Here is a 26,233-nt window from a genome sequence, read left to right as displayed (position 1 = left end):
GAAGCGTTGTTCTTTTATCGTGATGTAAAATTAGGGCGTTTTCTGTTTCTGTGCAAGCCTTTTGGCAATAAAATTTAAAATTTCTGCTAAATAAATTATAAGGTTTTGATTTTCAAAAGATTAGTCACACAATTATTTTTTCATAAAATCTAAAAAAATCCTCCATTTTTATCCTAAAATGCCTTCTTCAACAAAATACCTTCCTTTTTCTATGTTTCATTCTTAATTCCAACTTAGCATTTTACCTTTGTGTAAAAATAAAGACGAATCAAAACGTTCGTTTTAACAAAAAATGAATTTACCTGAATTATTAAAACAAGATTTTTTGCCCGAATTTCAATTCCAAGCCTCCCGAAGTGGTGGGGCAGGAGGGCAGAACGTAAATAAAGTTTCTACCAAAGTGGAATTGCGATTTAATGTTTTGAATTCTTCTATTTTAGATGATACCCAAAAAGAATTAATTCAGAAAAAATGTAAGAATCAAATTAATTCGGAAGGTGAACTAATCATTGTTTCGCAAGAAGAACGCACGCAATTGCGAAACAAAAATACGGTAATTAAGAAGTTTAAAGAATTGTTAATCAAGGCTTTGACGATTCCTAAAAAACGTATTAAAGTTACGCCAACCGCTGGAATGATTGCCGAACGATTGAAAAACAAAAAAATGGCTTCGGATAAAAAGGCGAATCGAGGGAAAGTTGGTTATTAAGTTGGCAATAAAATATAAATAGTTGAATCCTAAATCCCAAATCTTCAATCTGAAATTAATATGACTCCAAAACAACAAGGTTTTTTCTTTCCTGCCGAATGGCATCCACACGTGGCTACATGGTTGACTTTTCCGCATAATGACCATTCGTGGCAAGATGGTAAATTGGCAAAAATGTATCTACAATATTTTCAGTTTATTAAAGCCATTTCAAAAGGTGAGAAAGTGTGCTTGAATGTTGATAATGAGCAACTTAGCGATTTTATTTTAAGTCAATTACCTGAGTATAATATTGATAAAAATCAAATCGAAATACTAATAAATCCAACCAATGATGCTTGGTGTCGTGACCACGGGCCTGCGTTTTTGATTAATCCAGCAACGAAGCAACGCATGGTTGTAAATTGGGGTTACAACGCTTGGGGAGGTAAATATCCACCTTTTGAAGAGGATGATAATTTGCCCGTAAAAATTGCTAAATATCGTGGTTTAGACTACGTTACGCCCAATATTATTATGGAAGGCGGTTCGGTGGATTTTAATGGAAAAGGAACGGTTTTGACCAGTCGTTCGTGTTTGTTGAATCCAAATCGAAATCCACATTTGAATCAGTCTCAAATTGAAGAATATCTTTGTGATTATTACGGATTGGAACAAGTTTTATGGGTAAATGATGGCATTGTGGGTGATGATACTGACGGACACATTGATGATACCGCCCGTTTTGTCAACGAAGATACGGTTTTGGCAGCGGTTGAATATAACAAAAATGATGAGAATTATGAGGTGTTGAATGAGAATTTGAAATTGATGAAACAGATGCGGTTGCTAAATGGTAAGCAATTGAATGTCATTGAGTTACCGATGCCTTCGCCCGTGGTGATTGATGATTTTAGAGCGCCAGGTTCGTACGCTAATTTTTTAATTTGTAATGCAGGCGTAATTGTGCCAACGTATCAATGCGAAAATGACGATATTGCTTTAGACATTCTTTCGCAGTGTTTTAAAGGTCGAGAAGTAATTGGTTTGGATGCTACGGATATTATTTGGGGACAAGGAAGTTTCCATTGTCTTTCACAACAAGAACCCGTGGTTTAAATAAAATAAAAATTCTAAAAATGAAACACAAATATTTATATATTATTTTGATAATTCTCGGATTCACTTCCTGCAAATCCACCAAATCAATCACCGAAAACAAAGCTAAAAAGCCTGACCAATTTGTAGTTTTTCAAGTTAAATCCTTGAAAGCCATTAATTTGGAGGAAGAATTGACTTTGGCTGATGAAGTTGTTTTGACGTATTCTTTAACCGCCGTGGATGAAAATAATAAGGTGGTTCAAGTGGCAAATGGTTCTTGGGGCGTTGAAAGTATGAAGAAAGGCCAAATTGCTTTGGAGGATAAATTTAAAACCATTGAACTGCAAATTCCCTTGAAAGGCAAAATATTATCTTCGGTTGTTTTGACTGAAATTGATGATTATCAAAAAGCCCAAAGTCTGGTTAAAAAGATAAATGAAGTGGGTGGTTTAGGTAAAATACCTGCCATGTTTATTTCCTTGGGCGAACTTGAAACGCCTTTAGCCGTTGTTTTTGCAAGTCTGCAAGCGGCGGGAATTGGATTGAAAGCCCTTGAGAAATTTGACCAAGATGATTTGCTCGGTCAAAGTACCTTTGAACTCCAAGTTTCGAGGCTTTCTGCTACCCAAAAAATGTATCCTATCACTCTTATTTTTGAAGGAGAGCATTTTAAAAATACATTTAAATATGAATTAAATTATGAATTAAAAATAATTGATTCAAAACGTTAGTATTGTAATAATGATTTATTTCTGATTCAATATATATTTTTGTCCGTTGCTCATCAATATATAGGATTAATTTTAGGTTAGATTGTCTGGATAATTATTTGTATTTTTGCAACCCCAATACAATAAACTAACACGCTAAATAGTTAGAAATCATATCAGAAATTGTTAGATAAGCTTTTTTAAATAAGAAGTTTCTGATATAAATCGTTTGAAATACCGCCATTTTAAGCATTAAGATTGAAAAATTATGACCCACATTATTAGATTATTTTATATAACAACTGCTTGTTTTTTTCTGTGCTTCAATGCAGTAAATGCTCAGACAGAACCCTTCGCAATCAAAATTGGCAACCGTGTAATCACACCCTTAGAACTGTCGCAAACCTACCGAAAACTTCTTCAGAGTGATAGTGTAAAGAAAGATAAATCACAAGAGTTTTTTGATAACTATTTAAACTATAAACTCATGGTTTACGCTGCCCAACGGATGGGCAAGGATACCACCAAGGGGTTTAGAGAAGAGATTAATTCGTACCGTAAAGAGTTGGCAACCCCTTATTTAGTTGATAAAATTATCCTCGAAAAAATGATTCAGGAGGCCTACGAGCGTATGCGAGAGGAAGTTCGAGTTGCCCAAATATTTATTGCGGTGCCCAATAATGCCAGCCCTGCTGATACGATGACTTCCTTTGATGAGATCAGAACTTTGCGTTTGAGGATTTTGAAAGGGGAATCTTTTGAACAAATAGCCAAAAATTATTCTCAAGATGCAAAAACGGCTGAAAAAGGGGGAGACATTGGATTTATTGCGGTTTTAGATAATCATTACGCTTTTGAATCTGCTGCTTATAGATATCCCAAAGGTGAAGTTTTATTGCCAATTCGGACGGATAAAGGCTATCATTTAGTGAAAGTTTTAGAAAAACGTTCTTCACGGGGAAAGGTTAAATTAGCCCATATTCTGGTCAGTGTGGCACCAAACGAAAAGCCAGAAGTAATTGAAGCAGCCAAGAAGAAAATTGAAGAAGCCTACGGATATTTGAAGAAAAATGAGCCTTTTGAGGGCGTATGCAAAGTTTATTCGACCGACCCTAACACCAAATCTAAAGGTGGAGTAATCAATAAATGGTTTGAGGCAGGAACATTGATTGACGAAAAAATGGCAAATGCCGTGTTTGCTTTGAGTGAGAAAGGTGATTTTACCGCTCCTATTCAGACTTCTTTGGGTTGGCACATTTTTAGATTAGTTGAGAAAAAACCTTTATTGAAATTTGAAGAATTAGCGCAGTACATTAAAGAAAAAGTAACTGCTGATCCTTCAAGGGGAATAATCATTAAGGGAAACTTAGTGAAGCGTTTGAAGAAGGATAATAATTTTCAAGAATCTATCTCTGTCAAACAAGAAGCGTTCGATAGTTTTTATAAAGATAGAGTGGGTAACGAAGATTATCTTGGAAAAACTATTTTTACCATCAACCAAACGTTTTCAACGGTTCGTGAGTTTTATGGTTTCGTAACAAAAACACAAAAACAATTAGCTAAAATAGGCGCATTGAACGACAAATCCGAACGTGATTGGTACAACCTTTTCGTGGAAGATAGAAATTTGCGTTATGAAGAAAGTAATCTGGAAGTGAAATATCCTGAATTCCGTTCGGACATACAAGATTTTCGTGAAGGTATTTTACAGAAAGAATTTTTGAGTGATAATGTGCTGGAAAAATCCTTAGATTCTTTGGCTCAAATAAATTATTTTATACAAAACGCTCAGAATTACCAATACACTAATCGGGTTTTTGCAAAAATTATTTCGACTGACCGTAAAGAAACGATGGAACAAGTAAAGTCTTCTTTGTTGAAAGCTCCTTATCTCATGAATCGCCGTTTCCCGGAGATTTATTTTGAAAAGGACAAATCGGATTTTTCAGCAGATACGCAAAAAATGCTTTACGATTTGACTATTATTCTGACAAAAAATCGTGATTATACCATTGAAGTCACTGGAAATTCTGACCCCGAAGAATCTGAAACTGTATCATCTCAAAGAGCCAGAAAAATTGTTAATTACTTAATCAATAAGGGAATCTCTCCGATGAGAATTCTTGAAAAAGATGACGGAAAATATAAACCCGTTTCAAAAACTGACCGCTTGAAAAATATGCGAGTGGGTATTAAATTCTTCTCAAATTCGATGGACGATGTGGTAAAGAGATTTAATGCGTTGAAACCGGGAAGCCTGACTGCCGAAGAACGTTTCTTTAAAAAAGGTGAAAATGAATATCTGGATTCGATAAGTTGGATCATTGGCGAGAATAATTCTGACTCAAAAGGCCGACAAATTTGGGTGAATATTCAGAAAGTGGAGGAACCTCGGGCCAAAACTTTTCAAGAAGCACGTGGACAAATAATGAAGGATTATCAAACGGTATTGTACAATAATTTAATCAACCAATTAAAAGCAAAATATCCAGTAGTTTTGAATCAAGATGAGTTGAATAAAATATTGAATTAAACACTGGGTACTCTATTCTGTCGCATTCCTAAATTAAAATTAAGAGCGAAAATTCAGAACAAGAAACCCAGAATAAAATTTTCCTTAACACTTTTTAACTTTATCACTATACCAATGCACGCCGCAAAAAGCGTTATCTTTACGTGTTATTTTAATTTTTCGTACATGAAATTCCTAAAAAATCTTTTTCTATTACTAACCATAACTGCAATATCGCAACATTCACTGGTGGCTCAAACCCCCATTGTGCTTGATAAAATCATTGCGAAGGTAGATAATTATTATTTATTGAAATCTGAATTGGAAGCACAGCTGCAACAGGCTTCGCAAAATGGACAACAAGCACCTCCCAAATGCCAATTATTAGAAAGTTTGGTAGTGGGTAAATTGATGTTGGCAAAATCTGAAATTGACTCTGTAACGGTTGAAGAAAAGCGAATTGACTCGGAGCTTAATTCTCGGATGGATCAAATGGAGCAACAGTTTGGCTCTCAGAAAAATATCACGGAGGCGTATGGAAAAACAATTGCTTCGTTGAAAGAGGAATTGCGTTCAGCCATTAAAGAACAATTAGTAACCCGCAAAATGCAAGATAAAATCACGGGTGATGTTAAAGTTACGCCTAAAGAAGTAAGACGATTCTATGAGGCTATTCCCAAAGACTCATTGCCTTATTTGCCTTCAGAAGTGGAAATTGGACAAATTGTGAGAATGGCAAAAACCACCAAAGCTCAAAAAGCAGAACTCTACAAAAGACTTTTGGATTATAAAAAGCGAGTTGAAAATGGTGAGAAATTTGAAGATTTAGCTAAACTCTATTCAGAAGATATTGGTTCTGGGAAAAGAGGTGGGGATTTAGGTTTCTCAAAACGTGGACAAATGGTTGCACCGTTTGAGGCGGCCGCTCTGAAATTGAAACCCAGTCAGATGTCGGATGTGGTAGAATCTGAATTTGGTTATCACTTGATAAAACTATTGGAAACTCGTGGACAAGAATACCATGCCTTACACATTCTGTTAAGGCCTGATTATCAACGACTTGATGTGACTGATCCAACTCGTTTCTTAGATAGTATTCGGGTTTTAATTCAACGGGATACGTTGAAATTTGAAAAGGCAGCTAAATTGTTTTCGGAAGACAAAGCTACTCAAGATGCTGGAGGAATGTTAGTTGATCCACAATCTCGCTCAATCAGAATGCCTTTGGATGGTACGATGGAATCGGGTTTGTACTTCACCGTTGATACGATGAAAGTAGGAACTGTAACCGCTCCAATGGCTTACAGAACGGAAGACGGTCGTTCTGCCATGAGAATCTTGTTTTATAAAACAAAACACGCTCCGCACTTTGCTAATTTACAAGATGATTTCCAGAGATTATCTAATTATACATTGAACAGAAAGAAAAATACTGCCATCGAGAAATGGTTTGCCAAAGCCAAAGAAGATGTGTTTATTTACGTGGTAGATGAATATAAAGAATGTAATGTGATGAAGACCAATAGTAATTAAAATCTTTGGCAACAATTTTGTTTATATTTAAAAAGTGTCAGGTAAATTTGCCTGACACTTTGACTTTTATATGAAAACAGTTTTGAGAGATGAGTTATAGTACTTCTTCAAAGCTAAAAGCTAAATTAAAACCTGAAATTTAATAATATGGCTCAATACCAATCAGACGTTGAAGCAGTAGATGCTTTAAGAGAATCTTACCAAAAACTTACTACTGAAATCGGGAAAGTAATTATCGGACAGGAAGATACCGTTAAAATGCTGCTTACCGCCATTTTTTGTCAAGGACATTGTTTGCTTGTGGGCGTTCCAGGGTTAGCAAAAACACTTTTGATTCACACCATTGCCGAGGCATTAGATTTGGATTTTAATCGTATTCAGTTTACCCCCGATTTAATGCCTTCGGATATTGTGGGGTCAGAAACATTGGATAATGAGCGTAATTTTAGATTTGTAAAAGGTCCTATTTTTGCCAATATCATCCTTGCCGATGAAATTAACCGTACTCCACCAAAAACGCAATCTGCTTTATTGGAAGCTATGCAAGAATACGCCGTGACGGTGGCAGGACATAAATATCCTTTGGAGAAGCCATTTTTTGTATTGGCAACCCAAAACCCAATTGAACAAGAAGGAACATATCCGCTTCCAGAAGCTCAATTAGACCGTTTTATGTTTATGGTGAAGTTAGATTATCCTTCTTATCAATCAGAATTGGATATTGTAAAAAGTACAACTTCGGATAAAAAATATAAAGTTCAAAAGCAGGTTACAGGTCAACAAATTCTGGAATTTCAGCAATTAGTTAGACGTGTACCCGTAGCGGATAATGTGGTGGAATACGCCGTGAAATTGGTGCAGAAAACTCGCCCAAATACAGAAATGGCCAATGAGACTTGCAATAAATATTTGGAGTGGGGTGCTGGTCCAAGAGCTTCACAAAATTTGATTTTGGCCGCAAAATGCAATGCGCTTTTAAACGGAAAATATTCTCCCGATATTGAAGATGTAAAAGCCGTTTCAATGGCAGTACTTCGTCACAGAATTGTTCGTAACTTCAAGGCTGAGGCAGAAGGAGTTTCGGTTGAAGACATTGTGAGAAAGATAATGTAGAACTCTTTTTTTATAAACAGAAAGCCTCTCAAATCAAATTTGAGAGGCTTTCTGTTTGAATCTACTAATCAGTCAGGAATGAAAGTGATATCTGCAAAACCATAAAAGGTATTACTACTTGAATAATCAACTGCTGGAAATACCGGTGTTGCAGAAGATGCATAAACAGATTTTTGAATGATAATACTTCCTCTGCTAATAGGAAATATGGTTGCAGAAGAATTCACCTTCTTTTTTAGAGCATTGTAACCTTTTGCTACATTACTGATTGTGTTGTTAATACTGACTACATACTTCTTGTCTTTTTCAATCACCAATTCGTCAACCGAAGCTAATGAAAATTTATTTGGACTTGTTTGTTCAATTGTTTTTTGGCGTAATAAAGCTTTTGAATCTCCATCCCAAATAGAAACTGTATAAATGCCAGGGTCTTTCATTTGTGCAGCTACTTGCGTGACTTTTCCTTTGGTATTTGAACTGAACACATATCCTAACTCATATTTACCTCCATTTGACGCATCAGATACTGCCCAATCGACATCGGATACTAAAGAAGATACTGGATTTTCACTTGGTTTTACGCTTGACTCATCTTTTTTACAAGCATTAATCATCATAACAAGAAGGGTAAAGAGAATTAGTAATTTTTTCATGACAGTATTTTTTAATTGATTCGTTAAATGAATTTTAGAAAGTTGATTTTGAATTTTTATCAATAAATCTTGACAAATATGATTGATTAATTCAATAAAGAATTAAATGAATGTTATGGTATCAATATTTAGTTTACGGTAAATTGCTTCATTCATAAAGTATATTTTGAAATTTAGTCGTGAAAAATGAGCATTGAGGCAACAAGATTTGTCCAATATTTTGCTTGTTTTTTTCGTTATTGAGATATAAATATTTTTGCGGACAAACTCGTCTATGTTACGGACTTAGAAAAGGAATATTTTCTTACATTTGCTTAAATAAAATCCTTACTCAATGAGATTGAAAACACTGCTGTATTGTGCCATTCTAATTATTTGCTGTCAAACGTTGGAGAGTTGTATTTGGGCGAGAAGATGTCCCGAAAAAACGTGTAGAGTTTCTCAAGAACATAAGCATGAAAATGGTGTTTATCGTCCTCGGGCCGCTTTTTCGTGGGTTACAAGTAAAAAACATTGGCCTTGGAGTCGCTTAGGAGGGGGGAAGAAATTTAACGGAAAGAAGGATAAAAAATCAGGTAAAACTAAGTTTAAATATACTTTGCCAGGCGAAAAGCAGTAATAAAATATTGATGGCATGACTCAAAGTCATGCCATCAATATTTACCAAGAAATTTTAATTTCTAATTCCCACCATTTTTTACCCGACCTTTTTCATCTTCCAATCCTGTTTGACGTTGGCGAGCGGCTTTAACTTTATTATTACCAAAACGATAAGTGAATGTAATCCGAGCAGTACGACTTTCCCAACGATTTGCAATCTGAACATCAATATCATTAAAAAGAAAACTTCCTGTGAATTTCTGAGTCCAAAATACATCATTTACGTTTAATTTCAACGTTGCTTTATCATTCATTAGCTTTTGTTGAATACCAAATGAAACAGCTCCCATGGGTTTCCCCACTAATTGCCCCTCAACAAATCCCGACTGATACCAACCGCTCAATTCCAACGAAAATTTCTTAGTCACCGTAAATTGATTGGTCATATTGACATTGTAAGTGGTGGCACGAGCATCCAAAGGTTGATAAATTGCGCTTTCCTTTCCGTCGGTTCCAATCGTAACTTTTGGAATATCACCCACGTAATGATTGTTGTATAAATTGAAATAAGTATTGCTAAACCACCACTTCGCCATGGGAACGGGAACAGAGAAAGCAATGCCAAAATTATCTACGTATCCGATATTATATTTCGTTACATTCGTCAATTTCAACGCATTATTTTGTTGCAAAATTTGGGTCATCATGCCGTTGGTTCGGCTATAATTGATGGTAGTGGTAACAGCATCCATGAATGTGTGCGACAACTCCAAAGCATCGGTATATTGTGGTAGTAAAAGTTCATTTCCTTTCTCAAAAGTATAAGGGTCGAGGAAGTATAAAAACGGATTCAAATCCTCATAACTTGGGCGGTCAATTCTGCGGCTATACGATAAGCCCAATTGGTGTTTTGCATTGAGTTTTTCACGCAAAAAGATACTCGGGAACAAATTTGTATAGTTTCTATTCAATAATTCAACGCCTTTCAAAGTTCCTTGTCCGATGGTATTTTCAACTCGTAATCCCAATTGTACGCTCAATTTTTTGAATTGTTTTGAATAATTTACGTAGCCCGCATTAATGTTTTCTTTATACAAAAAATCACGGGTACGAGTAGGGTCAAGAACACGATTGTTAAGGTCGCCAATCAAGAATTCAAAGCGCATATCGTTGTTGGAATGGACATAACTTGACTTTATCCCGGCTTCAAATTTTGAAGTTTTATTTATTGGATAAACTAAATCGCTTTTAAAAGAGTAAATATTGATTTTTGAATCCGTCATGCCATCTTCATTACGAGTTTGGCGAAGAATATTCAAAAGGTCGTATTTGGAAGTACGATACTTCATGTTATTATTGGCATTATAACGAGCATAATCAGCATCCATTGTCCATTCTTTACCCGTTGAATCAATCACGTGTTTGAAATTGATGTTAGCAGAATAATTTGCCCAATCGTTATTGATATCTCCCTTTGTGATAGAAGTTGAATCTTGCAGACCCAATGAATTTTTTACAATGGCTTGATTGTCAAGCAATTCACTATAATTCCCACTCATGCCGTTGAATAAAACGCCGATGGTATTTTTTGAATCTAAGAAATAATCGGCTCCCATTTTGTAAGAAGCTGAGCTATTTTTCTTATCAGAATCTGCCACTTGGTCGAAGCCTGAAAGCACTTTTCCATTCTCAACAAATTTTCTATTTATCTCATTTATTTGAAAACTTTTACGATTGTTTGCAGAGAAATTTCCAAATAAATTCAATTTTCCTTGACGATAATTCAAATTTAAACTTCCATTTTCTTTCGGTAAAGAACGATAGAAACCATACCCAAAACCAACCGTAGCCGAGCCATTTATGCCCATATTTTGGTTCTTTTTTGTCCGTAAATTAATAACTCCCGCATTGCCCGAAGCATCATATTTGGCGGGTGGATTGGTCATAATTTCGATTTTTTCTAATTGATTCGACTGCATATTTCTCAATAAATTTGCTAAATCACCGGCAGACATATACGTTGGTTTTCCATCCATCAAAACCATTACATTTTGTTTACCTTTCAACGAAATATTGCCATCTTTATCAACCGTTACCCCTGGTGCTTTTTCTAATACTTCCAAAGCCGTACTTCCCGCCGAGACGATTGAGTTTTCGACATTTACAACGGTTCTATCAATTTGTTGCTCAATGAAAGGCTTTTTAGCAATTACTTGAACTTCAGATAATTGCTTAGAATCTTCTGATAAAACCAAATTTGATAATTTCACCGAAGGATTGTCAGCATCTAAAGAAAATTTTGGGGTATAAAAATTTTTGTAGCCCATTTGAGAAATATTTACTAAATATTCTCCCGAAGGTATTTTCTCAAATTCAAAAGAGCCGCTGCCGTCAGATAAAGCCCCTTTTACGAGTGTAGAATCTTTTGCTTTTAGTAAGGTTACGCTGGCAAATTCTACGATTTTAGATTTGTCATCCGTAATTTGTCCGCTTACTTTTCCCTGTGCATTAGTTTTGAAACTATTTAGGCTTAGGAGGGTGAGGATTGTGTAAAGAAAATTTTTCATAATGAGTTTTATGTTTAATATTAAACGATGCCATTACGGGGCATCGGAAAAAGGTTTATTTGTTAAGTCAAAATTATAAGTAAAGCCTACTACCTTGTATTGCATATTACCTATTCGGTTCTTTTAAAGGATGAATGGTTGTGGAATTGCGTTAAAGTATTTGTTTAGTTCTGGAAGAATGGGTATTTGTCAATGAGATGCAAGTGGGGAGAAAAAGGTTGCAGAAGGAATAAAAAAATCATCATTTCACAAAAATGATGATTTTTTTAATATTCATGGCATGGCTTTAGGCCTTATCATGAATTAATATGTTGAAATAATTTTATTCAAACCAACTCAGAAATAATTTTTAATCCATTTAAAGTCAAGGCTTTATCTACTTCATCAAAATCATCTTGCAAAGGAGTAAGAATAGATGAAAGCCCACCCGTAGCCAAAACTACACAATCCAGTCCAACTTCTTTTTTGATTTGATGAATCATTTCTCGAACCATGCCCACGTATCCCCACAAAATTCCAGCTTGTATTGCATGAACGGTATTTCTTCCAATGGCAGATTCGGGCATTTGTAAAGGTACTTCGGGCAATTGTGCGGTATTAGAAAACAATGCTTTTACGGCAGTTTTCAAACCTGGGGCAATTGAAACCCCGATAATTTCGCCTTTTTCCGAGACAACTGTATAAGTAAGTGCCGTGCCAAAATCAACGATGATGCACTTTTTTTTGTGGGTATAATACGCATAAACCGCATTGCAGACCAAATCTGTTCCGATTTCATAAGGACTTGGAATCTTCATTTTTAGTTTATAGTACATCTCAACGCCAACTATTAATGGGTCGATTCCAAACATTTGTTGCACCATTTCTTTCAAAATAGCTTTCTGGTCGGGGACAACACAACTGATAATTGATTTTTTTATCTCACCGATTTTCAATGAGTTTTCTAAAAATCGAATGCGTAATTGAGCCTCATAATCAGAAGATCTTTGAGATAAAGAAGAAGAAATACGAAATTGATGAATCCATGAAAAACTATCATGAATTCCAAAAACGATGTCAGTATTTCCAATATCAATGGCTAAAAGCATATTTTTTTAAGGTTTTTGGGACTGAGAATTAGTGGAGGATGTTAGCTTTTCTAAACCCTAATGCCTTTACTTTTCAATTCCTCGGCTAATTGCTCGGGCGATTGAAAATGAATAGCATCCAATCCTACGGCTTTTGAACCGATTACATTTTTAATATTATCATCAATAAAAATAGCTTTTTCTCGGTCAATATCGTAGCGACTCAGAATAGCTTCATAGATTTCTGGTTGAGGTTTTAATAAAAATTCCTCGCCCGAAACCAAAGTGCCTTCAAACCAATGCAAAAAATGAAAACGCTCAATAGCTTTGGCAATGGGGAAAGTTTCGGCTGACCAATTCGTGAGGGCATAAACTCGATAATCTGGCGAATCAATCAATTTTCTGAGAATTTCCACCGTTCCTTGATTAGCATCGCCCAACATTTCAACCCAACGGCCATAATAAGCTCGAATTTCGTGTTCCCAATCAGGAAAGAGCGCAATTCTTTCTTCCGTTGCCAACGCAATTAAAGTTCCTGCATCTTGGCGTTCGTTCCAGTGCATCGGACAAACCTCCTCAAAGAAATAGGCTCTACGTTCTTCATCAGGAATCAAATCGTTGAAAACGTATAATGGATTCCAATCAATCAAGACTCCGCCTAAATCGAAAATAATGGTGTTAATTTGTTTTGACATTTATGCTAAAATTTATTGTTTTAAAACCCAATCTTTCCTTTACGCTTCCCTTTTCCAGAACTTTTTACATATTCGTGTAGGTCTGCTAATTCTTTCTCAAATCCGCCCGACAAAATCGGGAATCTTAACCAACTTCTTGGATCGAGGTTGCGGTCGTCCACGTGGAAACTTGGAGCGTAACGTTCTCTTTTCCACTGGTTACGTGCAAATAATTTGAAGAATCTTTCGATGGATAAAATTAATTTTTCTCGATTGTAAATTCCTTCAAATTCTAATTCCATGAGTTGTAAACAGTCTTTCGGTGTTTTTTTATCCCGAATCGCAGCCGTTTCAATGGCATTTAAGAGGTCGTAAGGCATCAAATCTTCTTCGTCAATTTGTTTGGCTTCCAAAGGTCGAAGTTCGGCGGTTGGTTGCAGATTGTTCATGGCATTGAGTCCTGCAATTTTTAATTCTCCACCCAGTCCTGTATTTTCTAACCAACGTAAAAAATGACGTAGCCAATGCTTATCAATCCCCGCAATCGGTGAAATTGAACCCGATGTATCACCATCCATTGTGGCATATCCAACCGAGGCTTCCGAACGATTTGAGGTTGAAAGTAACAATGAATTCGTAATATTTGCCAGTAACCAAGCACTTGGGCTTCTGACCCTCGCTTGAATATTTTGGAGCGCAATATCATCGGTTTCCCATGATAAATCTCGTCCAATTGCCTCTTGAATGAGTCCTTTGTAGGTTTCTACTAACCCATTTATATCAATATCATAAAAAGTTGTATTCAAATCTTTCGCCAAAGAAGTAGCAGAATGGCGAGTAGCTTTTGAACTATTTTCAGTGCCTTGATAAACATTAATAATCAAAGCGGCCGATAATTCTTTTACATCTTTACATCCTTGAATATTTTTGATATAGGCAAACTTCTTTTTGAAATCTTCTAAGCCTAACTCCTTGACACACAATTCAATTGCTAAATAACACAAAGCCGTAATTGCCGAAGAATCCGCTCCACCCGAAAGTGAAATTACCCAACCATTTGAGCGTGATTTACGCAGATAATCGAACAAGGCTAAGGCAATTGCCCGAGCAAATTCTTCCTCTTTTTGGTAGCCCTTCGCTTCCCAATGTTCTAATTCAAAAACATTTTTAACTGGGTCAATTTCTGGATAATCAAAAAGCACTTGAACAGGATTAGTCGATTTGAAGGTGATTCGATTTTGGGTTTGTTCCAATCGAATTTTGTCTAAATCGATTACTGCGGTCGTTAAATAGTAATCTTTATACGAAAACCTTGTGCCAGACACCAACATTTCGCCCGTTTGTGCGACCATTGCATCACCATCAAAAATGGCTCTACCTGACTCATTTCCCAATAAATTGACATAAATATAGGCCACGCCAAAAGAACGAGATCCTTCTTGCACCAATCTTTCACGGGTTTGAGTTTTGAAAAATGAGAAATGTGATGCCGTTGGATTCAAGATAACATCGCAACCTTGCAAATACAAATCACGACCAGGACGATTGGCAATCCAAGCATCTTCACAGATTTCAAAACCAATTTTCACACCCCCGACATCGAAAACAAAATCTCCAACGGGATACGTAAATTCGCCCAAACGCATTTCGGTACGCTCGCCAACGGGCCAATGTTGAAACCAGCGGGTTTCGTAATGAATTCCGTTATTTGCCAGATTTTTTTTGCAGATAAAACCCCTTATTTGCTTATTCACAATCAAACAGGCTGCATTATAGACATGATTCATTACCCGAATCGGTAAACCCACACAAACCGCAATACTGGAGGTATGAGGTACAATCTCCTGCAACATTTCCATGGCAGTATCACACGTAGATTGTGCGTAAAACATATCCTCACATCCATACCCAGTGATACATAATTCGGGCAAACAAAGTAGGCTAATATCTTGATTCTTGGCATCTTCAATACTATTGATGATGTTGTTTTTATTGCTTTCCCAAGCAAGCGGCGTTTGATTCACAACCCCTGCGGCGACTTTTATTAGATTCATGTATATATAACAAGATGTTCTCTCACATCGTTTAGAAACAGCAAAATACGTTATTTTTTATCAAAGATTAAAAGAAAAAGCAACCCTTTGGAGGCTGCTTTTGAATATTATTATTATTTTTCAAAGTCCCGCAAAATAATCGTACCCAAACAAAGCCCAATAATCCTTGGGGCGAGTGTCTGAAAATTTAATTACGCCAATTCTTTTCAAACTTTTATAACCATATTTCACAGGGATAATCAGCCGTAAAGGCGCACCGTGTTTTGTATCAGTCAGAGGCTGTCCGTTCATTTCGTAGGCCAAAATCGTTTGCGGATGCACGGCGCTTGGCATATCAATTCCTACGTAATATTTATCATCGGGCGTTTCCATTCCTACGTATTTATATAAATTCTCCGCATCTTTTTGCCCAATTTTATAATGGTGCATTACGTCCACGAAACGGACTCCCGCCCAATGTTGAATCTGCGACCAGCCTTCAATACACTTAAATTCAAAGACAATTTCTTGTTTTGGTAAGGCCTTTAATTCATCTAAAGTAACGTCAAATTTATTATCGCCCGATTCTATTTTTACTTTATAATCTCCTTCTAACGGACTCACTAAGCCAACGCTACCATTCACCCGAACATTTCGTTGAGCTTCTGATAAGGGAAATGAAGGAGCTAAATGGCTGTTTTGCAATATTTTACCCGTTAGGCGTTCGTTAAATTCTAACGTTTTTCGCAAGGGAGCAAGCGTGTTATTGAGATATGAACTGGCATTTATCCATTTCCACACGCCAATCGGCACGAGACTCAAAACGCCAAAACCCACGAAAGCTTTGATGGTTTGGCGTCTAATTTTTTGGTCGGTTGTTAGTTCTTCTTTCATGCTTTTTCTTTTACTTCAAATCCTGTTATCATACTCTGAAAATTTTTCCAGCCTGCTTTTATGACTTGCAAAATATGGACTATAAAAAACAGTACAAAACCAATAGTTAGCACAAAATGCTCAATTCTGGCTAATTTGTATCCGCCCAAAATTGTGGTCAACCAAGCTAATTGTACCGGTCTGAAAATGGCCCAACCCGTTAAAATTGAGCCAAAGCCCATTACGATTACTAAGGTATAAACAATCCGTTGAGCAGCGTTATATTTATCCTGTGGTGGACTCGTTTTACTAACCCCCATGCTGTGTAAAACCACTTGCCACGCTTCTTTAAATGATTTTTTTTCTGGAACAATCAAACGCCATTCACCCGAAATCATGGTGTATAAAAAATATAAAATTCCGTTGATGGTGAATAACCACATGGTGGCAAAATGCCATGCCATGCCTTTGGCTAATTGTCCTGATAACCCAAGAAAAGTATAAACGCTTTTTGGAAAAAATTTAAAAATAAGGGTATCTCCAATCTGAATTTTATAAATTCCGTTTGCCCAATAAATTAACATTCCTGACCAAATCATCACGAAGAGTAAGGGAAAATTGACCCAATGAAACCAGCGAATTGCCAGCGGATGTTTGTGGACTATTTTTTTCATATTTTAAATTCAAATTTATATTACAAATGTGAGAAGAAATTTTAATTAATAATGTCGTTAGTATGTCATATTTACGTAAATATTATTTAAACAGTTTTGAAAAAGTGTGGACACTTTTGTGCTTACAAGCGAGGATGCTTGTAAGAGAACGATAATCAAACAGTTTTGAAAAAGAGTGGAGATTTTTGTGCGTACAAGCGAATACGCTTGTACGAGAACGAAAAAGTGTGGATGCTTGTATGAGCCAGTAAATGAATCCTACTCTTAACTATTTCACCTATGTATCTATGTGGTTGCAGAATAAAAAAACAACAAATAAATTTGAAGAGGCTTTTTTTATAGATTTCTATCTTGTAGCAACTTTAATGTTATTAAGCCTTAAATTTTTCTGATTCTAATGTTTTTGGGAGCAATTAAAAAACTTGGCTGATCTTTGTTTTGCGAAACAATAAAATCAAGTAAGTGATAGAATCAGAACCAAAAGTTCGGAAACGAACTGCAAGTAAAGAAAAAAAGCAAAAATATCAAAAGGGACAAATATTATTCGATTATCAATCTGAGAATTAAAGTATTTAGAGACGGTAAAAGATCCTGTTTGTTTTGGTCAATGGCTTGATGGTCTTGACGAAAAGTACAAATCATTATTTGGAGCTGATTTATCTAAAGCTATCAATTTCACGATATTAGATATTCTAAAAAAATGTCATTGCCTTATCGTCGAATAACCCTTTGAGGACAGATTTATGCGATTCAACCCAGTTTTATTATGCCTGAATGGAGTGGTAAAGTTGAAGATTATCGAGAAGGTATCATGTTGTACCTTCGAGGGAGATCTTTGGATAATATTACAGCATGTTTTTGCGATAACCAACAAAAATGGTTAGATAGAGTCAATCATTTAGGTCGTTTTAGTATAGTAGGAACAACTGTTAAAAATTCAGATTTATTATCTCAATCATTGACTGCGGATGGAAAGATTACTTTTTTAAATGGTAAAGAAATATACGCTTGTATGACCGTTGGTGATAACTGTATTGTAGGAGCTGATTTATCACTGACTGAGGACGAACGAGGACTTAAAGAAAGTTATGACATATTCAAACAAGAAGCACTCAATATTTCACCAAGCTAATCAGCCCAAAAGCGTAAATACAGACGGTTGGGCAGCAACCCGAAAAGTATGGAAAGGGCTATTCAGTGAGATTGTACTTATTTTATGCTTTTTATACTGATATATTGAAGACTCAGTACGTTAGACTTTTACTGAGTCTTCAATAATTATTGTTTCTTGAAAAATTGAACCCCAAATATGCTCATACAATAGTCTCAATACTAATTTTAATCTTGACACAAATTTATGAATAAAGGTTCTAAAGGTTGTTGAAAATATAATTATTCCAATAGAGATTCTTTATATTGCTTAATTATATTTGATTATTCCGTATCATCCGTTTGCCATATCCTTTATCGGCGAGTTTTCACCTTACTCAAAACCCAATTCCCCACTTGTTCTCCTTCTATAAATCCATTATCTAAAGCTGGGCGAAAATGAATTCCGCCGTAAAGTCGACTGATGGAAGCCATTTGTGCTGCTTCACGGAAAGAGTTAAATTTTCTTACTGGAATGCCATAAGGAATTTCGGTAGAATCGGCAAAAGCTACATTTTCTCCCAAGGTTTTATTTAATACCACCATCGCTGCGGCAGAAATTACCGAGTGTCCCGAAGGATATTCTGGAAATGGTGGTGTTTGTAAAATAGGAACCCAATCTTTATCAATGTTAGCATTAATAATACTCTCAGGACGAATGCGAACGGTACGATATTTTTCATTCCAACAAGAAATAAAACCGTCAAAAATAGCCATCGAAGTCAATAAATAGGCTTCAACGGTTTGCCCTACATCCGCTTTTTGTTGGCGAGTTACTAAAGATGTAATTCCCATCCAATGTCCACCAGGGGATACTTTTTTGGTAGCAAACATGGCATGACCCGTAATATTCATTTTAAAAGGATTGCAATCCCAAAAATTAGCAATACTACGTTGTTCGTCGGTCAGATTTTTCACGGTATTATAACAATCCAACACTTCTTTATAATATTGACTTCCTTTCGTTATATCAAATTTTGAAGGAGCTAATGGAGGGAACTGACTACAAGTATCAAGTGTTAAAGGTCTGATTCTCATCCAATTAGGTTCTACTGCATCCATATATGCGGGCGGAGTTGGTATCCAAGTTCCTGGCAAATTAGTCACTGTATATCTAAATCCACGAGTTTGTTTGTAATTATCCTTTTTGGAATAATTCATAATTGAAGCAGCCACAGAATCTCCAAAAGCTATGGAGTTTTCGTAAATATCTTCTGGAATACCCGTTGCTTTATATTCTTTCCATAATTTTTCTTCAAAACCTACATACACATCTTGGGCGAAAGTAAGGTTCTTCCCAACCGTCAAAAATGCACGAGTTGCTGCCAAACCGTTGCAGATTTTTTTAGAAGTATCTAAAAGGAAAACTTTTTTTAATCCTCTCAACTGCCCAACCATTGATTTATATTTGGGGTTTCCTGCGATACCCGCCTCATAAGCCGCTAAAGAAGCATACATATATATACGACTCGAAACGGGAGGGGCAAAAATATCGTGAATGATGGATTCAGTGACTTGGAACTGGGTACGGCGTAAAAATTCTGGATTTTCAGCCGCTTTTTTCCACTCAGTATTCTCTTTTTTACAACTGATTATCAGGGAAATACCTGTAAGAAAAATAAGGAAATTACGTTTCATTGGTTAATTTTTTAATTAGACTTCAAAATTACGCAAAATGGTTTGATTTAATAAATACAACTGCTTAAATGATTTTTTAGTAGGTATAGGTTGAAAGCACTTTATCCTTTGCCAATGAAGGCTAATGAATTAATCAAGCCAACTTAGAACCATTGTGATAAGTAAAAAGTTACCTTTGTGTATACTTTTTCAACAGCACACAATGAAATTAAAAGTTGCTTGTCAGCTCGATTATGAATTAAAAGAAAATGCTCCTCTAATTTTGATGCTCCGCCCTCAGAACGGCCCTCAGCAACAATTAATGGAAGAATCGTATCTACTCACACCTAATGTCCAATTCTCAGAATATCGTGATGTTTACGGAAATTTATGCCAAAGAATACTGGCTCCAATCGGCAAATTAAACATCAAAACCCATTCAATTTTTGACGTTCATGAAACGCTCGAAACTAACATGAACGCAGGTTTCGTACCCGTTGAAAATCTTCCGAGTGAGACCATCATTTATATGTTGCCGAGTCGATATTGCGAGTCGGATAAATTGTTTTCTCTTGCTTTTGAAATTACGGAAAATAAGCCAATGGGCTATGCCCAAGTTGAAGCCATTAGGATGTGGGTAAAAAATAATATTACCTATGAATACGGACGTAGTTCTTCCTCAACGTCGGCGGCTGATATTGTTCAAACCAAAACGGGCGTTTGTCGTGATTTTACACACCTTTGCTTGGCACTTTGTCGGGCATTGAATATTCCCGCCCGAATGGTGGTTGGTTATCTCTACGATTTAAAACCGATGGATCTGCACGCTTGGTTCGAGGCTTATGTGGGTGATAAATGGTACGCTTTCGATGCCACTCAAGATGCTCCGAAGGGAAATAGAGTGGTAATTGCCTACGGTCGAGATGCTAATGATGTGGCTTTTGCCAGTCAATTTGGGGAAATGGATTTGTTGAATATGTGCGTTTCAGTGGAAGAAGTTAAATAATATTTCTCAAAACATCTTCCACAAGAATCAAGTTGTGTTCTCAATAAATAAAGAAAAATATCTTGAAAACAATCATTATTGGTGCAGGAATGGCAGGGCTTTCTGCCGCCAAAATTTTAACTCAAAAAGGACATGACATTACGGTTTTGGACAAAGGTCGTGGCGTAGGAGGGAGGATGTCCACTCGTACGATTGATCATGCCAAAGCCGACCACGGAGCGCAGTATTTTGCAGTAAAATCGCCTGAATTTCAAGCGTTTATCTCAGAAATGCAATCAGAAAATATCACTGCAGAATGGCATCTTGCCCAACGTGAAAACGTGCGTTATGTAGGAGCAAAAGGGATGAATACCATTCCTAAAAAAATGGCTTCCACACTCAATGTTTTAGTTAATGAAAAGGTAGTTTTGATTGAAAATAATACCGTAAAGACTGAATCAGGTAAGGTGTATGGTTTTGATAATTTGCTCATTACCATCCCAATTCCACAAGTAATTGAACTTTTTCAAAATTCAAAAATTGATTTTTCGGAAAAAGATAAAAACGTTCTCGCTACTATTGAATATGAGCCTTGTATTGCGGTCATGGCCGTGCTGAAAAAGCCCACTGACATCCTTAGCGGAGGCATTATCTTAGAAAATCAACCCGTCGCTTGGATTGCGGATAATTATCAAAAAGGCATTACCCAAATCCCAACCGTTACGCTTCATGCTTCGTCTGCGTATAGTGCTGCCCGTTTTGATGATAATTTGCAGGAAATAGCCAATGAAATGCTATCATCTGTTAATCAATACGTTAAGCCCGAAAATATTGATTCTTTCCAAACCCATCGTTGGCGATTTAGCAATGCCACCAAACGTTTCCAAGATTATTTTTATCAAATTGAAAATCAATCCATCTTTTTGGGCGGTGACGGTTTTGGTTTGGGAAATGTGGAAGGTGCATTTTTATCGGGATATTATTTGGGCATGAAACTTTAACAATTTTATGAAGTAGGTTTGCAATCTTTCACCGTATTTTAGCATCTGATTATCAGAATCTTAACGCTTAAATACGATGGAAATACTTACCACACACCCCCCAAAAAGAATTTTATTAATTGATGGACTCCGAAGTTTTTCGCTTTTAGGAATTATTCTTGCCCATATTGGAGGTTGGTTCGTTGCGGGCGGAATCCCAAGTGCCGTATATCAAAAATTTCAAAATGACCTCGGTACTAATATTGCTAACTACATTGGGGGCATTTTTATTGACGGAAAATTCTACACCCTTTTTTCTTTTTTATTCGGATTAAGTTTCGCTATTCAACTTTTCCAACGCAAAGAAAACGACCCTAAATTTATCCGCCGATTTATGTGGCGATTGGTGATTTTATCCATCATTGGCTTTATTCATCATATTCACTGGAAAGGTGATATATTAGGAATTTACGCCGTATTGGGCTTTTTTATGTTGCTTTTTAGCAATGCAAGTGATAAAATTCTATGGATTGGTATTCTGTTTTTTACGCTAAATATCCCCATTCTTATTCGTGATACAATCCGGGAAACAAAGCCGAAAGAAAAACCCAAAACCGAAAAACAACAGAAATATGAACAAGATAAATACGAAAAAGAAACTCTAAAATCTTACACGACTTTAAAGCAAGGAAGTTACTCAGAAGTCATCGTTCAGAATTTTAAAGATTTCAAATATAAAGCAGATTTTCAATTTGATTCTGGACGTATTTATATTACGTTAGGTTTCTTTTTATTAGGCTTATGGGTGGGAAGAGGTAAATTTTTTGAGAATTTTGAACAAAATAAACCTTTCTTTAAAAAAGTAATGTGGTGGTGTTTAGGAGCAAATATCTTTATTGTTGCTTTTTTCTTAACCATCCAAATTGGAAATTATTTCGATAAATTTCCCCAATGGATTGGCATTGTCTTCAATTTTCTATTCACAATTCATTCCGTTACCATGACTATATTTTATGTTTCAGGCATTGCCATTTTACTGAATCTAAAAAGTATGAATTGGATATTAGATAAACTTTCGGCAGTGGGCAAAATGGGCTTGACAAACTATCTTTTACAGAGTGTGATTGGGGTAATTTTGTTTTACGGAATTGGCTTTGGACTGATGGGAGAATTTAATGCTGGTCGGTGTTATTTAATCGGAATAGCGATATTTATTTTTCAAATAATTCTTAGTAAATGGTGGCTTTCAAGGTTTATTTATGGCCCCATGGAATGGCTTTGGCGGTCGGCAACGTATTTGAAATGGCAACCTATGCGGAGGCAACAAGAATTTGAATTCTAAAAACTCGCAATCTTCCAAATATCTGCTTTTTGTCAGAAAATAATAATAGTTAAACACTTCATGAATATTACAAAGACGGATTTTATGAAATTGAGCCGTCTTTTTTGTTTAAATTAAAATATTTTCTCATAAAAACGCAACTATGAACTCAGAACCGATAACTAATCTTGGCTAAATAAACTTTCTTGCCTAATTTTGTAAGACTATGAATTTAAACCTTCATAGCTCATAAACTGTTAAATAAAAATGAGAGAAATACAATTCAGAGAGGCACTTCGTGAGGCATTAAACGAAGAAATGCGTAATGATCCATCCGTTTTTTTGATGGGCGAAGAAGTAGCCGAATATAATGGAGCCTATAAAGTATCACAAGGAATGTTGGACGAATTTGGTCCCGACCGTGTGATTGATACACCCATCGCCGAGTTAGGTTTTGCAGGAATTGCCGTTGGGGCAGCCGCTAACGGTTTGCGTCCCGTGGTTGAATTTATGACTTTCAACTTTTCATTGGTTGCAATCGACCAAGTGATTAATTCAGCCGCCAAAATGATGTCAATGTCGGGCGGCCAGTATCATTGTCCAATTGTATTTCGTGGACCAACTGGAAATGCTGGACAATTATCTTCTCAACACTCTTCAAATTTTGAAAATTGGTTTGCCAATACACCTGGTTTGAAAGTGGTAGTACCTTCAAATCCTGCGGATGCAAAAGGTTTATTGAAATCAGCCATTAGAGACAACAATCCAGTAATTTTCATGGAATCTGAATTGATGTATGGCGATAAAGGATTAGTGCCAGATGGAGAACATATCGTACCAATCGGGAAAGCAAATATTGTAAAAGAAGGAACCGATGTAACCATTGTAACCTTTGGAAAAATGCTTTCGAGAGTAGTGATGCCAGCGGTTGCTGAATTAGAAAAAATGGGAATTAATGCCGAGGTAATTGACCTTAGAACGGTGAGACCCATTGATTATGAGACAGTTATCAATTCAGTAAAGAAAACTAACCGTTGTGTAGTGGTTGAAGAAGCCAACCCAATTGCGGCACTTTCTTCTGAAATTGCTTATAATATTCAACGTTGGGCATTTGATTTTATGGATGCTCCCGTTATTCGTGTAAACTCAAAAGATTTGCCATTGCCTTACGCACAATCGCTTTTAGAAGCCATTCTTCCAAGTATTGCTGGAACAATTGATGCTGTTAAGAAAGTGATGTATAAAGCATAAATTTATTGTTTTAGCGTTTATAAACACCTCCCAAATTCAATTTTGGGAGGTGTTTCTTTTTAGATTTAATGATTAAAAGCATCATTATTTTGACTCATAGCAGCTTCATTACCACGGAAAAAAATGGTTTTCAAAATACTAACATTTTAAGGTAACTTTCCTTAATTATATCAGTAAATTTAGTTACTTTGACATCAATTTTCTTATTCATTTCATGATTTGACCTTAAAACTCCATGTACTCATTCAAAAATATAATATTTTTTTTAGGAGGGTGTTCTTCCAATGAAGTAACTCCTATTGCAGCGATAGTTCAGCCCAAAACGCTGACGATTGTTACATTTAATGAAGTCAATCCAACCAATATTTCTTATACATGGAAAGATAATCTGATTACCTCATTTGTCGTAAAAACATTGAATACGGCAACTAATCAGGATTTTGTTCGACAATATGATATTACAAGAAATGATAAAAAACTTATTCAAAGCATTCTATATACGTATCAAGGAGGAGGATTTTCTGATGGGAATACTGTTCAGAATTATACTTATAATGCCGATAACACCCAAATAAACTACTTATCAACTACTTGGACTTATAATAAATTGGGGAATCTATCTAATTTAATTTATGGTTCAAGGTCAATTTCGGGTTTTGTTGAATATAGTTATAATGAGATAAATCAATTGACCAAAATGCACTGGAAAGAAGGTGCTTATTTGGATAATACCAATACAATTAATTCACTTACGAATACTGAAAATCCGCTTTATAACATTACGAAAAGTATCCAGTTTCTTAATGTAACCATCAATAATACAGACCTGACCATGAGTTCATTATCATCCTTGCCAAAATCCTACAATAATGGTCTGGTCGATAATTTTGTCACGTATGAAGTGGATGCTCAAAACCGTGCAAATTCAATAACAATCTCCAATAACGGTATTGTTTTAAAAAAATATACCCTCACTTATTGAATTTGAAAACAAAGAAATTAACAGATTCAACGTTTAGAAATTTAAAGTCAATTGCTTTCCGATCATTTCATCCGAAAATTCAAGATTAGAAAGGGAGATTCCCAAAAGTCTAACGCCCTTCTCCACGGGCTGAATTTGTGCTAATAAATCAAAAGAAATTTTTTCAAAAAACACTTTGTCCATAATTGGAGAGAGGGCGGTTTTACTTCTTGTAATTTGTTGAAAATCAAGGTATTTTACTTTTAAATTAACTGTTCTTCCAAATCCTTTTGTCCGCTCGCAATAACGCCAAACGTCTTCAATCAATGGTAATAGACCCGCTTCTAATTCAATACGAGTTTCTAAATCTGTATCAAACGTATTTTCAGAACCAACCGATTTGCGAATTCTATCAGGATTAACGGGGCGATTGTCAATGGCACGGGCAATATCGAAATAATATCCACCCGCTTTACCGAAATGTTTTCGGAGAAATGATTCATCTTTTTGTCGTAAATCCAAGCCTGTAAAAATCTCCATTTTGTTCATTTTCTCGGCCGTCACTTTTCCAATTCCATGAAAACGATAAACATCCAAACTTTCCACGAATTTTTCGCCTTGATTGGGTTTTATTACGAATAAGCCATCGGGTTTGTTGTAATCAGAAGCCAATTTTGCCAAGAATTTATTGTAAGAAACACCCGCCGAAGCCGTAAGTCCTGTACGTTCTTTTATCTTGATTTTTATCTCTTTGGCAATCTCAGTAGCGGAGGCAATTCCTTTTAGATTTTCGGTAACATCCAAATAAGCTTCGTCTAAAGATAGAGGTTCAACTAAAGGCGTGTATTCTAAAAATACCTCCCTGATTTGATGAGAAGCGGTTTTATAGGCATCAAAGCGAGGTTTTACAAAGATAAGATTTGGGCATTTTCGAGCCGCCACCATTGATGCCATTGCCGACCGAACGCCAAATTTACGAGCTTCATAACTGGCAGCTGCCACCACACCACGCTCACGAGACCCACCCACGGCCACGGGTTTTCCACGTAACTCAGGATTATCCCGTTGCTCAACGGAAGCATAAAATGCGTCCATGTCTATGTGGATTATTTTTCGCAATTGGATTTGTTTGAACGCAGATGCTTTGCAACGCAGATTTAAGCAGATTTTT

At 36.0% G+C, this 26,233-nt stretch carries 22 protein-coding genes; 13 read left to right on the top strand and 9 right to left on the bottom strand.

What is annotated here, in order from left to right:
- Nucleotides 1–292: 292 nt before the first annotated feature.
- The 6 genes from arfB to AC1W31_RS10005 all read left to right on the top strand — a co-directional run bounded on the left by arfB (nt 293) and on the right by AC1W31_RS10005 (nt 7,657).
- Nucleotides 293–709 (top strand): alternative ribosome rescue aminoacyl-tRNA hydrolase ArfB, encoded by a 417-nt coding sequence (gene arfB, locus AC1W31_RS10030; protein WP_481734300.1) that lies wholly within the window; start codon nt 293–295, stop codon nt 707–709.
- A gap of 60 nt (nt 710–769) precedes the next feature.
- Entirely contained in the window at nt 770–1,807 is a 1,038-nt protein-coding gene (locus tag AC1W31_RS10025; protein WP_481734299.1) for an agmatine deiminase family protein, read from the top strand.
- A 20-nt stretch (nt 1,808–1,827) separates the two neighbouring features.
- Complete coding sequence (locus tag AC1W31_RS10020) at nt 1,828–2,520, top strand: hypothetical protein (RefSeq protein WP_481734298.1); 693 nt, start codon at nt 1,828–1,830, stop codon at nt 2,518–2,520.
- A gap of 247 nt (nt 2,521–2,767) precedes the next feature.
- Nucleotides 2,768–5,032, top strand: coding sequence for a peptidylprolyl isomerase (locus AC1W31_RS10015; protein WP_481734297.1), 2,265 nt, complete (start codon nt 2,768–2,770; stop codon nt 5,030–5,032).
- A 165-nt stretch (nt 5,033–5,197) separates the two neighbouring features.
- Nucleotides 5,198–6,544 (top strand): peptidylprolyl isomerase, encoded by a 1,347-nt coding sequence (locus tag AC1W31_RS10010; protein WP_481734296.1) that lies wholly within the window; start codon nt 5,198–5,200, stop codon nt 6,542–6,544.
- A 147-nt stretch (nt 6,545–6,691) separates the two neighbouring features.
- Entirely contained in the window at nt 6,692–7,657 is a 966-nt protein-coding gene (locus AC1W31_RS10005) for an AAA family ATPase (RefSeq protein WP_481734295.1), read from the top strand.
- A 68-nt stretch (nt 7,658–7,725) separates the two neighbouring features.
- Here the strand turns inward: AC1W31_RS10005 and AC1W31_RS10000 are convergent, their stop codons facing one another.
- Nucleotides 7,726–8,310: a DUF4082 domain-containing protein gene (locus tag AC1W31_RS10000; RefSeq protein ID WP_481734294.1), complete on the bottom strand. Its 585-nt coding sequence runs from the start codon at nt 8,308–8,310 to the stop codon at nt 7,726–7,728.
- Nucleotides 8,311–8,644: 334 nt separating this feature from the next.
- Between AC1W31_RS10000 and AC1W31_RS09995 the strand changes: the two genes are divergently transcribed.
- Nucleotides 8,645–8,929, top strand: a complete 285-nt coding sequence (locus AC1W31_RS09995) for a hypothetical protein (protein WP_481734293.1) — start codon at nt 8,645–8,647, stop codon at nt 8,927–8,929.
- Nucleotides 8,930–8,990: 61 nt separating this feature from the next.
- Here AC1W31_RS09995 and AC1W31_RS09990 read toward each other — a convergent pair whose 3' ends face one another.
- The 6 genes from AC1W31_RS09990 to AC1W31_RS09965 all read right to left on the bottom strand — a co-directional run bounded on the left by AC1W31_RS09990 (nt 8,991) and on the right by AC1W31_RS09965 (nt 16,798).
- On the bottom strand, nt 8,991–11,477 hold the full coding sequence (locus tag AC1W31_RS09990) for a TonB-dependent receptor (protein WP_481734292.1): 2,487 nt from the start codon (nt 11,475–11,477) through the stop codon (nt 8,991–8,993).
- A gap of 326 nt (nt 11,478–11,803) precedes the next feature.
- Nucleotides 11,804–12,565 carry a type III pantothenate kinase gene (locus AC1W31_RS09985; protein ID WP_481734291.1) on the bottom strand — a complete coding sequence of 254 codons (762 nt, stop codon included), beginning with the start codon at nt 12,563–12,565 and terminating at the stop codon, nt 11,804–11,806.
- Nucleotides 12,566–12,615: 50 nt separating this feature from the next.
- Nucleotides 12,616–13,239: an HAD family hydrolase gene (locus AC1W31_RS09980; protein WP_481734290.1), complete on the bottom strand. Its 624-nt coding sequence runs from the start codon at nt 13,237–13,239 to the stop codon at nt 12,616–12,618.
- A gap of 20 nt (nt 13,240–13,259) precedes the next feature.
- The gene (gene nadE, locus AC1W31_RS09975; RefSeq protein ID WP_481734289.1) at nt 13,260–15,272 is read right to left on the bottom strand and encodes an NAD(+) synthase; all 2,013 of its coding nucleotides are present in this window, start codon (nt 15,270–15,272) and stop codon (nt 13,260–13,262) included.
- 120 nt (nt 15,273–15,392) lie between these two features.
- Complete coding sequence (locus AC1W31_RS09970; protein WP_481734288.1) at nt 15,393–16,145, bottom strand: molybdopterin-dependent oxidoreductase; 753 nt, start codon at nt 16,143–16,145, stop codon at nt 15,393–15,395.
- On the bottom strand, nt 16,142–16,798 hold the full coding sequence (locus AC1W31_RS09965; RefSeq protein WP_481734287.1) for a cytochrome b/b6 domain-containing protein: 657 nt from the start codon (nt 16,796–16,798) through the stop codon (nt 16,142–16,144). The genes AC1W31_RS09970 and AC1W31_RS09965 overlap by 4 nt, the downstream gene beginning before the upstream one ends.
- A gap of 766 nt (nt 16,799–17,564) precedes the next feature.
- On the opposite strand from AC1W31_RS09965, the gene AC1W31_RS09960 reads away from it, so the two are divergent.
- Nucleotides 17,565–17,930, top strand: a complete 366-nt coding sequence (locus AC1W31_RS09960; protein WP_481734286.1) for a hypothetical protein — start codon at nt 17,565–17,567, stop codon at nt 17,928–17,930.
- Nucleotides 17,931–18,262: 332 nt separating this feature from the next.
- On the opposite strand, the gene AC1W31_RS09955 is transcribed toward AC1W31_RS09960, so the two are convergent.
- Nucleotides 18,263–19,585, bottom strand: coding sequence for a vanadium-dependent haloperoxidase (locus tag AC1W31_RS09955; RefSeq protein ID WP_481734285.1), 1,323 nt, complete (start codon nt 19,583–19,585; stop codon nt 18,263–18,265).
- A gap of 202 nt (nt 19,586–19,787) precedes the next feature.
- Here AC1W31_RS09955 and AC1W31_RS09950 point away from each other — a divergent pair, with 202 nt between their 5' ends.
- The 5 genes from AC1W31_RS09950 to AC1W31_RS09930 all read left to right on the top strand — a co-directional run bounded on the left by AC1W31_RS09950 (nt 19,788) and on the right by AC1W31_RS09930 (nt 25,083).
- Entirely contained in the window at nt 19,788–20,570 is a 783-nt protein-coding gene (locus AC1W31_RS09950; RefSeq protein ID WP_481734284.1) for a transglutaminase domain-containing protein, read from the top strand.
- Between the two features lie 62 nt (nt 20,571–20,632).
- Entirely contained in the window at nt 20,633–21,550 is a 918-nt protein-coding gene (locus AC1W31_RS09945) for an NAD(P)/FAD-dependent oxidoreductase (protein WP_481734283.1), read from the top strand.
- A 76-nt stretch (nt 21,551–21,626) separates the two neighbouring features.
- A complete protein-coding gene (locus tag AC1W31_RS09940) occupies nt 21,627–22,871 on the top strand; it encodes a DUF418 domain-containing protein (RefSeq protein ID WP_481734282.1) in 1,245 nt (414 codons plus the stop codon).
- A 246-nt stretch (nt 22,872–23,117) separates the two neighbouring features.
- The gene (locus tag AC1W31_RS09935; protein WP_481734281.1) at nt 23,118–24,101 is read left to right on the top strand and encodes a pyruvate dehydrogenase complex E1 component subunit beta; all 984 of its coding nucleotides are present in this window, start codon (nt 23,118–23,120) and stop codon (nt 24,099–24,101) included.
- Between the two features lie 235 nt (nt 24,102–24,336).
- On the top strand, nt 24,337–25,083 hold the full coding sequence (locus AC1W31_RS09930; RefSeq protein WP_481734280.1) for a hypothetical protein: 747 nt from the start codon (nt 24,337–24,339) through the stop codon (nt 25,081–25,083).
- Between the two features lie 33 nt (nt 25,084–25,116).
- Here the strand turns inward: AC1W31_RS09930 and dinB are convergent, their stop codons facing one another.
- The gene (gene dinB / locus AC1W31_RS09925; RefSeq protein ID WP_481734279.1) at nt 25,117–26,157 is read right to left on the bottom strand and encodes a DNA polymerase IV; all 1,041 of its coding nucleotides are present in this window, start codon (nt 26,155–26,157) and stop codon (nt 25,117–25,119) included.
- Between the last annotated feature and the right edge of the window lie 76 nt (nt 26,158–26,233).

Source organism: Arcicella sp. (assembly GCF_964672035.1).
This window is presented reverse-complemented; position numbering and strand designations above follow the sequence as displayed.